This is a genomic window from Streptomyces kanamyceticus, assembly GCF_008704495.1.
GTDB lineage: Bacteria > Actinomycetota > Actinomycetes > Streptomycetales > Streptomycetaceae > Streptomyces > Streptomyces kanamyceticus.
The window spans coordinates 7,988,791-8,002,425 of sequence record NZ_CP023699.1 but is presented as its reverse complement, the minus strand read 5'-3'; the positions used below and the strand labels follow the sequence as shown (position 1 = coordinate 8,002,425).

Below are 13,635 nucleotides of genomic sequence, written 5' to 3'. Positions count from 1 at the left end.
GTGCGCGGCATTGTGTGCCGCGCGGATATTCTCCACACGTCTAGACCACTATTGATGTCCGAATTCAGCGGCTGAGCCACCAGCGTTCGTTCTCCTTCGACAGCGCGTCCCACAAGAGATTCAGCGGATGCCCTGGACCGCACGAGGCGCGGTCGCCGCGGCGCGTGAACACCCCGACGAGCACCTCCGTCCGCGGCCCGACGTCCCCGACGATGTCCAGGCGCCGCAGCCCGCCCGCCTCCGGCAGGCTGCCGTTCTCCGCGGCCTGCCCGATGCCCCGCGTCACCAGCATCGCGCCGCTGACCACGCCCGAGCGCAGCAGCTCGAAGCCGTAGTGCGCGGCCTCTATCTCCGCGGCCACGGCCAGCTCCTTGCGGTAGTCGGGGCCGTACCAGGCGGTGAGGAAGCGGGCGATGAGGCCGCCCGCCGAGACCACGAGCGGCAGCCGCGTCAGCTCGGCCGCGGTGACGGAGGGGCCGGGCAGCTTCTCCACGGGCAGGTTGGTGAGCAGCGAGAGTCCGCTGCGGCGCCACTCGACGATCTCGTAGGGGTCGAGTTCGGCCTCTTGGCCCTGGGTCACCACGATGCTGCCGCAGACCAGGTCGAGCTCTTTGGCCTGCAGTTTGGCGAAGAGGTCGCCGGTACGCACATGGGTGACCTTCAGGTCGACGCCACGGCGTTCGTACGCCTCGCTCACCCGCTCCACCGCGTCCAGGAGGAACCCGAGCGTGTAGCGGGTCGAGCCCACGGAGAGGGTTCTGCCGAGTCTGCGTCTGGCGTCGTGGATGCCCTCCGTCCACTGGTCCAGGGTGCGCCTGGCCAGCTCGACGAGGGCCTCGCCGGTGGGGGTGAACTGGACGTCCTTGCCGCGGCCCCGCTTGAGGACGAGCGCCTCGCCGCACAGCGTCCCGAACGTGCGGTTCATCGTGTCCAGTTGCTTCTGCACGCTGGACTGCTCGCGGCCGAGCAGCCGGGCCGCGGCCAGTGCGGTGCCGCTCTCGCGGACCGCGAGCAGGGTGCGCAACTGGTCCATCGTGGTGTCAAGGAGATCCGTGGGGTACTGCTGGGGCCCTGATAATGCCATGTGCGAGTTCTCGCTCTCCGACTCCCTCTGGATTTACGGCATTGCAGCATAACCACAGCGGGAAACTGATCCGGAGTTCAGCGGAAACTATCTGGGGATTTCTTCCAGAAAATGCTGGATGCGTTCCCCGTACCCGTGGAATGGTCGAGCCAATCCCACCCGATCATTCATCTCTGCAAGGAGAGTTACGCTCGTGAGCCATTACCAGGCCGCACCCGCGCCCACCGCACCGCCGGGTGCGGGCGCACCCCCCACGCGGCGCGCGGCCAAGCGGCCCGGCACCCTCACCGCCCTGTTCTGGACGGCGCTGGCCTCCGCCGCGACCGCCGCCGTCGGGGCGGTGCTCGTCTTCGCGGGCGGCGAGGACCTGGCCGAGGAGAACATCAACGACGTCATCGCGGACCATCCGGACGTCGTCGGACTCCCCTCGGGGACGACCCCGGCCGACATCAAGGCCCTGTCGGGGCCGATCTGGGACGAGTTGGTGAGCGACCGGGCGGGCACGCTCACCGCCCGTGCGGGGTTCGCCCTGTTCACCGCGGTGTGCCTGCTCGTCCTCGGGCTCGTCGCGCGCCGCGGCGCCGCCACCTGGTCGCGGGTACTGCTCACCGTCGCGGGCGTCGTGGCGCTCTTCCCGCACATCCTCATCCTCGGTGACTACGAACCGGATTCCGTCACCATGCTGAGCCTGGCCGCGCTGCTCACGGCGGTGGTCGCGGTCGTGCTGTGCTGGCTGCCGCCGGTGAACCGGTACGCGAAGCAGCGCAAGTCCGGCGTCTGATCCCCACCCGGCCGCGCGTGACGCGCGCCGGGACCGGTCCCCGCGGGGGTGGGTACCGGCACCGGCGCCGCGTCGCGCGCCGTCGGGTGGTGCGCGGTGTATGGCCAGTGGCGCCGGGGCGCAGGACCATACCGGCGTGGAGCCCTACTGGGAATTGACCTTCGACGCCGACGGCGACGTCGACACCGCGCAGCGCGAAGAGCTGCTGTCCGGCGCGGAACGTGAACGCGTCACGGATCTGCTGGTCTTCGCGCACGGCTGGAACAACGAGCAGCGGGACGCGAGGCGCCTGTACGAGCGCTTCTTCGCCCCCTGCCAGGCCATGTCAGGGGCGCGGGTGCGCCTCGGTTACGTCGGCGTGCTCTGGCCCGCCATCCGCTTCGCCGACGAGCCCATCCCCGACTTCCCCCCGTCCGCCACCGCGGCCGGGGCGCCGCCCGGTGATCCCGTGCTCGACGAGGTCACCCGGCAGGCCCTGGAGCGGGCCTTCCCCGAGCATCACGCGGAGCTCGACCGGATCGCCGAGCTGCTCGCCGAACGCTCCGAAGTGCCCTCCCGGATGTATGAGTTCGGGCGGCTCGTCCGTGATCTGGTCTCGCTGCGCGAGTCCCACCCGGCCCGGCACTTCGGCGAGGACACCGGCGCGGGCGAGCCCGCCATGCTCACCGACGACGCGGTCCAGGTCTGTGAGGTGTTCGCGGCCGCGCTCTACGCCGACGGGCAGCCCGAGCTCTTCGGGCGGCTGCGCAAACGGCTGTGGAACGGCGCGCACGAGCTGCTGCGGCAGGGCACCTACTACGCGATGAAGCGACGGGCGGGCGCGATCGGCCAGTTGGGCCTCGGCCCGGCGATCGGCCTGCTCGCCCGTGACGTACCGACGGTCCGGGTGCATCTGATCGGGCACAGCTTCGGCGGCAGGCTCGTGTCGTACGCCCTGCGCGGGATGCCCGCCGACGTGCGCGCCGTGAAGTCGGTGACCCTGCTCGAAGGGGCCTTCTCGCACTACGCGTTCGCCGACCGGCTGCCGCAGGACAGGACGCGCGGCGGCGCCCTGCACGGCGTACAGCGGCGGATCGACGGACCGCTGGTCTCCTGCTACTCGCGGCACGACTTCGCGCTCGGCAAGCTCTATCCGCTGGCGTCGAAGCTGGCGGGCGACTCCACGAGCTTCCTGGACCTGTGGGAGCGGTGGGGCGCCATCGGCTACGACGGGATCAAGGCCGTGGACGACACCGCGCGCATCACCCTCGGCCAGACCGTGCCCACCACGGGGTGCGTGAGCGTGGACGCGGCCTCGGTGGTGCGCCGGGGCGCTCCGCCCGCCGGGGCGCACAGCGACATCTGCCACCAGGAGCTGGCGCGGGTCGTGTTCGCGGCGGGGCGGATCGCCTCGGCCTGAACCGCCTGTTCAGCGGTGCTCGGGGAACTCGACGACCTGCTGGTACGTCGGGCGGTTCTGCCACTGGATCGGCCGGTGCGTGATGCCGCCGAGCGCCCGGTGGATGACGGCGTCCGAGCACCACTGGTCGCCCGCCTCGCAGGCGTCGTCACCGGGGTAGACCTCGGTGGCGGGCTTGGCGACGGCCTGGGTGAGGGTGGCGAGCAGGGCGTCGCGGCAGGCGTCCAGCTTGCCGTCCCCGCAGTAGTCGTCGGCGAGTTCGCCCTTCACCGGCTGGCCGAGGACCTTGCGCAGGTCCTTGTCGGCATAGCCCCACCAGCCGGACTGGAAGGCGGAGCCCGCGTGCGCCCCGGTGGGTCCGTGGCCCGCGGAGGGCGACTCGTCGATGGGCAGCACCCCGGTCAGCGAGTCGTAGAGGTCCTTGCCGAGGCCGGGCTTGAACTCGGCCTCGATGAGCAGCGGCCACCAGGCGTCCATGACGCGTACGGCGTCGGGGTGGGCGTACGTCTTGGAGCCCGCCGCCGTCTGGTTGCGCTGCGCGCCCGCCTTGCGCCACGCCTCCAACTGCCCGATGGCCTTGGCGAGTTGCGGTTCGGTGACGGGCTTACCGCGCAGCACCTTCAACAGCTCGGGCAGCACCTGTTCGCCGCGCAGGTCGGTGACGGCCGCCTCCGACATGGCCCGGGTGAGCGCGGCGCGGGTGACGCCGCCCTCCTCGGTGAGCTTCTTGACCCGCCCGTCGAGCAGATCGCCGCGGTGCACGGCGCTCATGCCGAAGCCCGCCGTGTTGAAGTCCTTGGCCTGCTTGTTGTTCCAGGAGATGTAGTAGTCCTGGTTGACGGACTGCGGGTGCTCGGCGGGCGGCGTCTGCGCCGAGGTGTTGTCCACCGGGTCGAAGTCCTGCCATTCGTACGCCTGTTGGGCCTTGACCGGCAGGGCGGGGTCGACGCTGTCGGCACGCTCGGGGTTGGCGCCGCTGTTGTAGTACGCGATGTCGCGCGAGTCGGCGTAGAACCAGTTGAAGGCGTAGCTGATGTGCTGCGCCGCCTTCATGAACGTCGGGGCGTCCTTGACGTAGGTGGGGTCGTTCAGCATCTGGAAGCCGATGATCGAGTCGGCCTCGTGGCGGTAGGTGGAGCGCAGCGAGACGTACGCGACGGGTTTGCCGTCCGTGTTCGCGCGGTGCGTGACGATGCCGTACTTGGTGCGGAAGACCTGCATGCGGTACGAGCCCGCGGCCGTGGAGTCGGCGAGCGTCGGCTTCCAGGCGTTCTTGCGCTCCAGCTTCTCCATGGGCGTGCAGGTGCCCCGGTAGAGGTAGCCGGTGGACTGCTTGGTGGGCGTGCCGCCGCCCGGCTCGCACAGTTCGACGGCGTACGTGTCGGTGATGTCCTGCCCCGCGGACGTGGCCGACCAGGCGTAGTCCTGGCCGCGGCCCAGCTGGACGTACATGCCGACGCCCGCGAAGGAGACGCCGCGCGCGCTGATGCCGGGGCCCTGGAGCTCCTGCTGCATGAGGAGCTGGGGCGCGAAGTAGCCGGTCTGCGGGCCGAACACGGCGACGGGGTTGCCGCTCGCGGTGTGCTTGCCGGAGACGAGCAGGGCGTTGGACATGCCCTTCTTGTGGCCGTCCTGGCGGAACAGGTCCGGGGGCAGGACACCCTTGTCGTACATGCCCTGCAGCGGCTTGAGCTTCTCGGGCGCCTTCACCGGGTCCTTGGCACCGGACTTGGCGCCACCCTCCCTGTCGTACACGAGCTGCTCACGCTCGACCGAGCCCGGGTCGGGCATCGCGGTGCCGCGCGCCTTCTCCGGCTTGCCCGCGTACGGGAAGCTCGTGCCGTCGTGGATGGTCTCGACGGCCTCGGGGTCGTTGCGGGCGCGGAAGGACTCCCAGACCTTCGTGCCCTTCTCCACGCCGTACTTCTCCTGGGCCTTGAGCAGCGAGAGGGCCCCCTCGACCTCTCCGCCGCCGCCGTTGCCGAAGAGGCCGCCGACGACGGACGCGAGGGCGATCATGTCGGTGACCTTGAAGGGCGCGATCTCACCGACGTTGGTGATCGCGTCGATCTTGCCGGTCAGGACGTACTCGCCCGGGAAGTAGCGGCCGTTCTTTGACTTCACCCGGTAGGCGTTGAGCCCGTCGATGTACGCCTGGGCATCCTCCATGGCCTGCTTGCCACGCTCGCCCTGGGTGGACCTGATGTACTCGACCTGCTTCTCCAGGTCCTGCTCCGTGTACGGGGCCTGCGGCCAGAACTGCTGCTCCAGGCCCTGGTTGGCGAGCGCGCCGCCCGCGAACGAGGTCAGCTCGCCGCGCCCGATGTGCCGGAACAGGTCGATGAGCCAGAGCCGGTCCTGCCCGGCGGCGAAGCCCGCGCCGAACTCGGTGCCGTAGCGGGTCGTGCCCTTGATGTGCGGGACGCCGTACTTCTTGTCACGGGTGATCGTCACGTCGTCGCGCGGCTTGGTGGTGGAGGCGACCTGATCGTCCGGCACCCCGAAGGACGCGTCGTTGAAGAACTCGGTGAGCCGGTCGTCGGTGAGCGAGGGATAGCCGGAGGACAGCGCGTCGTAGGGACCCAACTGGTCGTCCGCGTGCGGGGGTTGGGTGCCGAGGACGCGGTGGGAGAGGATCTCGGCGAGCGTCGCGTTGCCGTTGGCGCCGGGCGGCAGCACGTCCGCGCACTGCCCCGCGCAGTAGTCCGTACGCTCCTCGGCCACCGGTTCGCGCGGGGCGGCCCCGGCCCCGGGCAGCGGCGCGAGGAGGGCGGCACCGAGCGCGAGCGCCGCTCCCGCCGTGAGGGTTCTGAGTCTGACGATGCGTCGTGGCATGGGTGCTCCTCCGGGTCCTGCGGAAGACCGATGCGGCGGAGGCTACTGGCGGGTCGCCGAACCCGAAAGATGAACATGCGTCGCCTTTTCCGAATCACCACAACGCGCCCCCCTCGATGAGGCATCACCCCTGTTCAAACGGGCAGGCGAAAAACGGTCGCCCGAGAAGGGAGCCGAATCGCGTGTCGATACGTCTACTCGGCGACGTCGTTTCGACTTCGACTCGACTGCGACGCCGACAGATACGGAACGCGGGGTACCAGTACGGGGCAGTACGTGTGACGGAGGTGCAGGGCGATGGCCGGATTCCGGAGTCTCGCGAGACAGGTGCGTGATCCGCAGAGCGATCTGGCACTGCGGCGGTACTCGCTGCGCAAGTGCCTGGAGAGGTTCGCCCCCTATGGCCACCGGGCGACCTGGGACCATCTGTGCTCCCGGGCGGGGTTCGGCCCCGAGGACCGGTCGCCCGATCCGGCGCGGCTCGTGTCCGCGCTCGACGAACTGGAGGCGGCACGCGCCGTCTGGCTCGCCTACGAGGCGGGATTCGCGGAACGCCGCCGCAAGGAGAAGCACGACGGGCTCAGGCGCCCCGGCACCATCGACGACTGGCACCGCTGCACCTGGGGCGGGTTCGGGGTCGCCTGGTGCGACGACCCCGGCGTCCACCCGCACGCCCCCCTCGCCGAGGTCCTGCGCCGCCTGATCACGGCCCTCGAGCGAGATCCCGGCGCGGGCTGCCCCGTCTGCGCGGACACCTTCCTCGTCTGGCGGCACGGCCTGGCGCACGAGCCGTCGTCCGGGGCGGTCTGCACGGGCTGCGGCATCGTCGTGCCCGCTCCGGTGCTCACGCCGGACGCGGTGGCCCAGGCACGGGCGAGGCGGCTGAGGCCCCTGGTGTCCGCCTGAGCAGCGCGACCGTCAGGGCGTGCCCACCTCGGTGTGGATGGCGAGCTTGAACTCGGCGAGCGTCAGCGGCGTGGCGATGCGCACGTCCCCCACGCCGCGTGCCGTGATCTTCACACCCAGGGGCGTCTCCGGGTGCACGAGCATCTGCCAGGTGTAGGACCTGAACTGGGCGCCCCTGGTGGGCGCCGAGTCGGTCGTCGCGGTGGAGTCGTACCCGGTGGACATCCCCAGCGGATCGCGGACGAAGCGCGCCCGGTACTCGGTGGGGTCGCTGTCCACCGCCCAGAAGACCAGCGCGCAGAGCACGCCCCAGCCCTCGTGGCTCGGCCAGATGAGCCCGGACCTGGCGTCCGGGAACTGCGAAGGCCCGGTGCCGCCCTTGGACGGGTCGTGCATGTGCCACGGGTCGTACGACTCCTCCCCCACCCCGTACGGGAACCGCACGAGGTGGTATCCGTCGCTGTCGTACGTCACGTTCTGCTGTCCGCTGAGCGCGGAGTCCCACTTCAGTGAGCAGATGGCGAGTGACATCGGCCCTCCCCCGGATGGTGTCGGCGTTGAGACGCGACCTCCTTGTGCTGCTTACACGCCGGGGGACGGCGGCACGGTTGCGTCAGGACTCAGTGCGGCGCTCCGCGAGGAGGCGCGAGCCGGTGAGCCGCTCGCCGAAGACGTCGTCGGGGTTGGAGAGCACACAGGTCTCCAGGGAGAGGCAGCCGCAGCCGATGCAGTCCGTGAGGTGGTCGCGCAGACGACCCAACTGCTTGATGCGCTCGTCCAGTTCGGAGCGCCAGTGCTCCGAGAGGTGCGCCCAGTCCTCACGGTTGGGCGTGCGCTCCTCGGGCAGCGAGTCGAGCGCCTCGCGGATCGTGGCGAGCGGGATGCCCACGCGCTGGGAGGCCCGGATGAAGGCGACGCGGCGCAGCGTGTCACGGGTGTAGCGGCGCTGGTTGCCCGAGGTGCGGCGGCTGGCGATGAGGCCCTTGGACTCGTAGAAGTGCAGGGCGGACACGGCGACGCCGCTGCGGGACGACAGCTGGCCGACCGTGAGTTCGTGGACCTTCTCTGGGATCTGGGGCACCCGTCGAACCCTAATGGCTGGTCCGTTGACACGCGTCGGCACACCCAGCATGCTGAGCAAGCGCTTAGTCGTATACGTCGATGACGTGGTCGCACACGTCTGGGAGGACCAGGGACATGGCGGAGCCGAGGATCTTCACGTCGGCCGGGGAACTGCGCGCCGGAGTCGGCGAACAGCTCGGGTACAGCGACTGGCTGGAGATCGACCAGAAGCGGATCGACCTCTTCGCCGACGCCACCGGCGATCACCAGTGGATCCACGTCGACACGGAGAGGGCGGCGCAGGGCCCCTTCAAGACGACCATCGCGCACGGCTATCTGACGCTGTCGCTGCTGCCGAGCCTGGTGCCGCAGATCATGCGCGTCGAGGGCATGCGGATGGGGCTCAACTACGGCACCGACAAGGTCCGTTTCCCCTCGCCGGTGCCGGTCGGCTCGCGGCTGCGCGCCACCGCCGCGCTCACCGACGTCAGCGACACCAAGGACGGCGGCGTGCAGGTCACGGCCACGGTCACGGTCGAGCGCGAGGGCGGCGACAAGCCGTCCTGCGTGGCGCAGTCGGTGTCCCGCTACTACTTCTGAGCCCCCACCATGCGCAGCACGAGGTCGGCGTAGAGCGCGCCGACCTCGTCGGGCGTCCGGTGCCCGGCGGCGTTGAACCAGCGGGCGACGTCGATGCAGAGCGAGAGCACGGCGAGCGTGGTGCCCGGCACGTCGGGGACGTCGAACTCCCCCGCCCGCACGCCGTCGTTGATGATGTCCCGCACGGCCGCGTCCGACTTGCGGCGCAGGGCGACGATCTCCGTGCGGTGCTCGTCGCCGAGCGCGTCGAGTTCGTACTGGACGACGCGCGCGGTCATGTGGTGGGCGGCGTGCCAGCCGACGAAGGAGCGTACGGCGGCGGCGAGCCGCTCGGTGGCGCTCCCCGTGCCGTCCGCCGCGGTCCGCAGGACGGTGAGGGCCCTGTCGTGGCCGATCCTGCTGATGCGGTGGAGCAGCTCTTCCTTCGTCTTGTAGTGGATGTAGAGCGCGGCGGGGCTCATGCCCGCGCGGCCCGCGATGTCGCGGGTCGTCGTCGCGTGGTACCCGCGCTCCGCGAAGGCCTCGACGGCGGCGACCAGGAGCCGCCTGGCCGCGTCGGGGCTCACCTCGCCCCACGGCTGCTCGTCGCCGCCCGTCTCCTCCGCCGTACCCATGCCCACTCCTTCAGCCTTCAGGGAGGGACACCATACCCTTGTCGGTGAGCAAGCGCTTAGGGCCTGTCAGGCGGCCGGTTTGAACGGGTCGTGCTCGGCGAGGATCTTCTCGATGCGCGCCTGGTCGACGCGGCTGATGATCTGGTCCGCCTCCTGCCTGTCCCTGATCACCTTGGCCAGGGTGAACGCGGACGTCGTCAGGTACAGGACGGAGATGGCGAGGAAGGCGCGGATCCAGCCGCTGACGTCCAGGCTGTAGATGCCGACCGCCGTCGCACCGAGTGCCACGGCGAACGACGCGACCGCCTGGCCGTAGTAGGCCGTGGTGCTCTGCTGCTTGACCGGTGTTTCGCTCATGCGCCAAGACTGGCCCGGGAGCGGCCGCGCCGTATCCGCTCCCGTACTCACTTGGGGTACTCAGAACGCCGAGACCCCCGTCAGCGCGCGGCCGATGACGAGCTTCTGGATCTGGCTCGTGCCTTCATAGAGGGTCATCACCCGGGCGTCGCGCAGGAGTTTGCCCGCCGGGTACTCGTCTATGTAGCCGTAGCCGCCGAAGACCTGCAGCGCGTTGTTGGCGGCGCGCACCGCGGCCTCCGAGGCGAACAGCTTGGCCTTGGACGACTCCGTGGTGAAGGGCAGCCCGCGGTCGACGAGGTCGGCGACCCGCCAGGTCAGCAGGCGCGCGGCGTCCACGTCGACCGCGATGTCGCTGATCAGCTCCTGCACCAGCTGGTGGTGGGCGATGGACTTGCCGAACTGCTCGCGCTCGCCCGCGTACCGCACGGCGGCGTCCAGGGCGGCCTGGGCGAGGCCCACGCAGCCCGCGGCCACCGACATCCGCCCCTTGGCGAGTGCCGACATGGCCACCGAGAAGCCCTTGCCCTCGGGCGCCAGCATCGCCGACGCCGGGACCCGCACGTCGTCGAGGACCAGCTCCGCGGTGGCCTGGCCGCGCAGGCCGAGCTTGCCGTGGATGGTGCGGCGGGTCAGGCCCGGGGTGTCGGTGGGGACCAGGAAGGCGGAGACGCCCTTGTGCCCCGGGGCGTCGTTGGTGCGGGCGAAGAGGAGGACGACGTCGGCCCAGGTGCCGTTGGTGATGAACATCTTGGTGCCGCTGATGACGTACGCGTCGCCGTCGCGCACGGCCTTGGTCGCGAGGCTGCCCGCGTCGGATCCGGTGCCCGGTTCGGTGAGCCCGAAGCACCCGACGTATGCGCCGGAGGTGAGCCCGGGCAGCCACTGCCGCTTCTGCTCCTCGCTGCCCCAGGACGCGATGGTCTTGGCGACGAGCCCGAGGGAGACCGAGACGATGCCGCGCACGGCGGAGTCGCCGCGGCCGAGCTCCTCGGTCACCAGGCAGTACGCGAGGTGGTCACCGCCCGAGCCGCCGTACTCCTCGTCGATCGTCAGACCGAGGAAGCCGACCTCGCCGAGCTTCTTCACGATGGCCCTGTCGACGCTCTCGGTGCGGTCCCACTCGACGACGTGCGGGGTGATCTCGCGCGCGACGAAGTCCTCGGCCAGCCGCCTGACCGCGGTCTGCTCCTCGCTGAGCTCCAGGTTCATCGTGGGCACCTCTTCGCGTCGAGATTTAAATTAGCACTGCTAGTTTCTGGTGGGGGCCCCTACTATGTGCCGCATGGCCCGACCGCGCAAGCCCCTCCTCAGCCGAGAACGCATCGTCGACGCGGCGCGCGCCCTCGTCGACGCGGAGGGCCTCGCCGCCGTCTCCACGCGCCGCCTCGCCGCCGAGCTCGGGGTCAGCGGGCCCTCCCTCTACAACCACTTCCGCACCAAGGACCAGATCCTGGAGGCGGTCGCGGACTCGGTGAGCGCCCAGGTCGACCTGTCGATGTTCGACACCGACGACGCGCGCGACTGGCGCACCGCGCTGCACGACTGGGCCGCCTCCTACCGGGCCGCCCTCACCCGGCACCCGAACATCGTTCCGGTGCTCGCCAGCGGCCCGGGCCGCCGCCCGGCCGGACTGCGGCTCGCGGACGCGGTGTTCGGGGCGATGGTCGACGCGGGCTGGCCCGCCGCGCAGGCCACCTCGATCGGCGCGCTGATGCGGTACTTCATCATGGGCTCCGCGCTCGGCTCCTTCGCCGGGGGCTTCGTGGACGACGAGGCGGCGTACGACCCCGCCGACTACCCCCACCTCGGCCAGGCCCACCTGCTCGCCGAGCGGCAGGAGACCGTCGACGAGCGGGCCTTCGAGACGGGCCTGCGGGCCCTGCTCGACGGGCTCGCGCTGCAGTACGAGCAGGTGGCGGCGGGACACGCGGCGGGGGCGTGACAGCGCGGTGCGGACGGTTCGGCCCTCGGCGAAGCGTTCCCGGCGCATCCTGGTGACATGACGCCCGGCCACACGAAGAACGCCACCGCACCGGCCCTCGCCGCGCTCGCCGGACTGTTCGCCGACGAGACGCGGGCGGCCTGCCTGCTCGCGCTGCTCGACGGGCGGGCCTGGACGGCGGGTGAGCTCGCCCGGCACGCGGGCGTCGCGGCCTCCACCGCCAGCGAGCACCTGGGCAAGCTGGTCGCGGGCGGACTGCTCACCGAGGAGCGGCAGGGCAGGCACCGCTATGTGCGGCTCGCCGACGCGCGGGTCGCCCAGCTCGTCGAGGACCTCACCGCGCACGCCGCCCCCGACGCCCTCGCGCGGCCCCGCACGCTGCGCGAGTCGAGCACCCGGTCCGCGATGGCGCGGGGCCGCACCTGTTACGACCACCTCGCGGGGCGGCTCGGCATCGCGATCACCTCGGCGATGACGAGCCGGGGGCTGCTCCGGCAGGACACCGGGTTCGCCCTCACCGATCAAGGCCTCGACTGGTTCGGGGAGTTGGGGATCGAGCTGTCGCGCACCGGCCGTCGGCCGCTGGCCCGGGCCTGCCTGGACTGGACCGAGCGCAGGCCCCATCTGGCCGGGGTGGCGGGCGCGGCGCTCTGCCGGCACGCGCTGGACGCGGGATGGTGCGAGCGGATCGGCTCGGAGCGCGCGGTGCGGGTCACGCGGACCGGGGAGCGGGAACTCGCGGCGCACCTGGGCATCGACGGGTCCGCTACTCCGTGATGGCGCGCTGGACCGCCGCCTCTACCAGGCGTTCGCGTTCCGCCTCGGAGAGGACGTCGGGGAGTGTGAGCTGCTCGACGATGAGCCAGTTGAGCGCCAGGTAGAGGAGCTTGACCGCCGTCGCGTCGCCGGGTAGCCCGGAGGCTTCGTGGTACGCAAGGTTGGCGGCCAGGTCGGCCTGGACGCGCTCGGTCAGGACCGCGCGCAGCTCCGGGCGGCGGGTGGCCTCCAGACGCAGTTCGAGCAGGGCCAGATAGCCGGTGCGGAAGCCGCTGACCCGGCCGACGACGTCGCGCATCAGCGCGGCGTAGGTCTCCTTGTCGGGCTTGGCCGTGCGCTGCCGCTCGATCTCCGCCTCGCCGGGCGTGAGGCGTTCGTAGACGCGGGCGCCCGCCTGGTTCAGCAGGTCGTCGCGGTTGCCGAAGTAGTTGGACGCGGTACCGGTCGGCACGGCGGCCTCGGTGTCCACGGCGCGGAAGGTCAGGCCCCTGGCGCCCTCCCTGGCAAGCACCTCGATGGCGGCGTCGACCAGAGCCGCCCGTCGTCCGTCGTTCCTGCGCACCATTGACACCACTCCATGTGTAGTACTACGTTTCAACCACTACGAAAAGAGTACTACAGGGGGAGTTTCCTGATGCGCAAGCTCGTCTACTACATCGGCACCTCCGTCGACGGGTACATCGCGGGCCCCGCGGGCGAGGTCGACTTCTACCCCGTGGGCGACGAGGAGCAGGCCGCCGCGTACGCCGCGTCGGTCAACGCCCGCTATCCCGAGACCGTGCCGACCGCGATGCGGGCCCACGTGGGACTTGCCGAGGCTCCCAATCTGCGGTTCGACACGGTACTGATGGGGCACGGAACGTACCGCCCCGCCCTTGAGCACGGCCTGCCCAGCCCGTACGCGCATCTGCGGCAGTACGTGGTGTCCAGCACGCTCGGCTCGGCGGGTGACCCTGCGGTGAGCGTGATCGGTGGGGACCCTCTCCCTGTGGTCCAAGACCTGAAGCGACAGGACGGGAAGGACATCTGGCTGTGCGGTGGCGGGCGGCTCGCGGGGGCATTGTTGCCCGAGATCGACGAACTGATCATCAAGAGCTATCCGGTGGTCGCGGGCTCCGGAATCCCGCTGTTCGACGGGGAGTTCGACCCCACGCGGTTTCGTGTGACCGGGCGGGAGTCGTTCCCTAATGACGTAATGATCACGTGGTTCGAAGCGTGACGCTCCGCGGGTATGGACAGTGCCAAATCCGCGGGTCAGTTGTGGCTGAGCGCGCA

At 70.7% G+C, this 13,635-nt stretch carries 15 protein-coding genes; 7 read left to right on the top strand and 8 right to left on the bottom strand.

What is annotated here, in order from left to right; genetic code table 11:
- Window positions 1–64 precede the first annotated feature (64 nt).
- Window positions 65–1,084, bottom strand: coding sequence for a LysR family transcriptional regulator (locus CP970_RS34795; RefSeq protein ID WP_055555711.1), 1,020 nt, complete (start codon window positions 1,082–1,084; stop codon window positions 65–67).
- A 193-nt stretch (window positions 1,085–1,277) separates the two neighbouring features.
- Between CP970_RS34795 and CP970_RS34790 the strand changes: the two genes are divergently transcribed.
- Both CP970_RS34790 and CP970_RS34785 read left to right on the top strand, forming a co-directional pair.
- Window positions 1,278–1,865 (top strand): hypothetical protein, encoded by a 588-nt coding sequence (locus CP970_RS34790; protein WP_063806253.1) that lies wholly within the window; start codon window positions 1,278–1,280, stop codon window positions 1,863–1,865.
- A 100-nt stretch (window positions 1,866–1,965) separates the two neighbouring features.
- Entirely contained in the window at window positions 1,966–3,264 is a 1,299-nt protein-coding gene (locus CP970_RS34785; RefSeq protein WP_055555709.1) for a hypothetical protein, read from the top strand.
- Between the two features lie 9 nt (window positions 3,265–3,273).
- Here the strand turns inward: CP970_RS34785 and CP970_RS34780 are convergent, their stop codons facing one another.
- Window positions 3,274–6,099: a penicillin acylase family protein gene (locus CP970_RS34780; protein WP_055555707.1), complete on the bottom strand. Its 2,826-nt coding sequence runs from the start codon at window positions 6,097–6,099 to the stop codon at window positions 3,274–3,276.
- A 297-nt stretch (window positions 6,100–6,396) separates the two neighbouring features.
- On the opposite strand from CP970_RS34780, the gene CP970_RS34775 reads away from it, so the two are divergent.
- Window positions 6,397–7,005 carry a hypothetical protein gene (locus CP970_RS34775; RefSeq protein ID WP_055555705.1) on the top strand — a complete coding sequence of 203 codons (609 nt, stop codon included), beginning with the start codon at window positions 6,397–6,399 and terminating at the stop codon, window positions 7,003–7,005.
- A gap of 12 nt (window positions 7,006–7,017) precedes the next feature.
- Here CP970_RS34775 and CP970_RS34770 read toward each other — a convergent pair whose 3' ends face one another.
- Complete coding sequence (locus CP970_RS34770) at window positions 7,018–7,536, bottom strand: hypothetical protein (RefSeq protein WP_055555703.1); 519 nt, start codon at window positions 7,534–7,536, stop codon at window positions 7,018–7,020.
- A gap of 82 nt (window positions 7,537–7,618) precedes the next feature.
- Window positions 7,619–8,086, bottom strand: coding sequence for a redox-sensitive transcriptional activator SoxR (soxR, locus tag CP970_RS34765; RefSeq protein WP_055555701.1), 468 nt, complete (start codon window positions 8,084–8,086; stop codon window positions 7,619–7,621).
- Between the two features lie 116 nt (window positions 8,087–8,202).
- Between soxR and CP970_RS34760 the strand changes: the two genes are divergently transcribed.
- Window positions 8,203–8,667, top strand: a complete 465-nt coding sequence (locus tag CP970_RS34760) for a MaoC family dehydratase (RefSeq protein WP_055555699.1) — start codon at window positions 8,203–8,205, stop codon at window positions 8,665–8,667.
- On the opposite strand, the gene CP970_RS34755 is transcribed toward CP970_RS34760, so the two are convergent.
- From CP970_RS34755 to CP970_RS34745, 3 genes are all read right to left on the bottom strand, one after another.
- Complete coding sequence (locus tag CP970_RS34755; protein ID WP_191094987.1) at window positions 8,658–9,281, bottom strand: TetR/AcrR family transcriptional regulator; 624 nt, start codon at window positions 9,279–9,281, stop codon at window positions 8,658–8,660. The two genes, CP970_RS34760 and CP970_RS34755, sit on opposite strands and share 10 nt — an antisense overlap.
- Before the next feature lie 66 nt (window positions 9,282–9,347).
- Window positions 9,348–9,638, bottom strand: coding sequence for a YiaA/YiaB family inner membrane protein (locus CP970_RS34750; RefSeq protein WP_055555695.1), 291 nt, complete (start codon window positions 9,636–9,638; stop codon window positions 9,348–9,350).
- 60 nt (window positions 9,639–9,698) lie between these two features.
- A complete protein-coding gene (locus tag CP970_RS34745; RefSeq protein ID WP_055555693.1) occupies window positions 9,699–10,850 on the bottom strand; it encodes an acyl-CoA dehydrogenase family protein in 1,152 nt (383 codons plus the stop codon).
- 73 nt (window positions 10,851–10,923) lie between these two features.
- Here CP970_RS34745 and CP970_RS34740 point away from each other — a divergent pair, with 73 nt between their 5' ends.
- Together CP970_RS34740 and CP970_RS34735 are read left to right on the top strand one after the other, a co-directional pair.
- A complete protein-coding gene (locus CP970_RS34740; RefSeq protein ID WP_055555691.1) occupies window positions 10,924–11,583 on the top strand; it encodes a TetR/AcrR family transcriptional regulator in 660 nt (219 codons plus the stop codon).
- A gap of 57 nt (window positions 11,584–11,640) precedes the next feature.
- Complete coding sequence (locus tag CP970_RS34735) at window positions 11,641–12,360, top strand: ArsR/SmtB family transcription factor (RefSeq protein ID WP_055555689.1); 720 nt, start codon at window positions 11,641–11,643, stop codon at window positions 12,358–12,360.
- Here the strand turns inward: CP970_RS34735 and CP970_RS34730 are convergent.
- The gene (locus CP970_RS34730; RefSeq protein WP_055555687.1) at window positions 12,350–12,925 is read right to left on the bottom strand and encodes a TetR/AcrR family transcriptional regulator; all 576 of its coding nucleotides are present in this window, start codon (window positions 12,923–12,925) and stop codon (window positions 12,350–12,352) included. The two genes, CP970_RS34735 and CP970_RS34730, sit on opposite strands and share 11 nt — an antisense overlap.
- 69 nt (window positions 12,926–12,994) lie before the next feature.
- On the opposite strand from CP970_RS34730, the gene CP970_RS34725 reads away from it, so the two are divergent.
- Window positions 12,995–13,579 carry a dihydrofolate reductase family protein gene (locus CP970_RS34725; RefSeq protein ID WP_055555685.1) on the top strand — a complete coding sequence of 195 codons (585 nt, stop codon included), beginning with the start codon at window positions 12,995–12,997 and terminating at the stop codon, window positions 13,577–13,579.
- Window positions 13,580–13,635 lie beyond the last annotated feature (56 nt).

Excerpts from the sequence above, each read along its gene's own strand:
- CP970_RS34795 (WP_055555711.1), bottom strand. The coding sequence starts at position 1,084 with ATGGCATTATCAGGGCCCCAGCAGTACCCCACGGATCTCCTTGACACC.
- CP970_RS34785 (WP_055555709.1), top strand. The coding sequence starts at position 1,966 with ATGGCCAGTGGCGCCGGGGCGCAGGACCATACCGGCGTGGAGCCCTAC.
- CP970_RS34780 (WP_055555707.1), bottom strand. The coding sequence starts at position 6,099 with ATGCCACGACGCATCGTCAGACTCAGAACCCTCACGGCGGGAGCGGCG.
- CP970_RS34775 (WP_055555705.1), top strand. The coding sequence starts at position 6,397 with ATGGCCGGATTCCGGAGTCTCGCGAGACAGGTGCGTGATCCGCAGAGC.
- CP970_RS34770 (WP_055555703.1), bottom strand. The coding sequence starts at position 7,536 with ATGTCACTCGCCATCTGCTCACTGAAGTGGGACTCCGCGCTCAGCGGA.
- CP970_RS34760 (WP_055555699.1), top strand. The coding sequence starts at position 8,203 with ATGGCGGAGCCGAGGATCTTCACGTCGGCCGGGGAACTGCGCGCCGGA.
- CP970_RS34755 (WP_191094987.1), bottom strand. The coding sequence starts at position 9,281 with ATGGGTACGGCGGAGGAGACGGGCGGCGACGAGCAGCCGTGGGGCGAG.
- CP970_RS34750 (WP_055555695.1), bottom strand. The coding sequence starts at position 9,638 with ATGAGCGAAACACCGGTCAAGCAGCAGAGCACCACGGCCTACTACGGC.
- CP970_RS34745 (WP_055555693.1), bottom strand. The coding sequence starts at position 10,850 with ATGAACCTGGAGCTCAGCGAGGAGCAGACCGCGGTCAGGCGGCTGGCC.
- CP970_RS34740 (WP_055555691.1), top strand. The coding sequence starts at position 10,924 with ATGGCCCGACCGCGCAAGCCCCTCCTCAGCCGAGAACGCATCGTCGAC.
- CP970_RS34735 (WP_055555689.1), top strand. The coding sequence starts at position 11,641 with ATGACGCCCGGCCACACGAAGAACGCCACCGCACCGGCCCTCGCCGCG.
- CP970_RS34730 (WP_055555687.1), bottom strand. The coding sequence starts at position 12,925 with ATGGTGCGCAGGAACGACGGACGACGGGCGGCTCTGGTCGACGCCGCC.
- CP970_RS34725 (WP_055555685.1), top strand. The coding sequence starts at position 12,995 with ATGCGCAAGCTCGTCTACTACATCGGCACCTCCGTCGACGGGTACATC.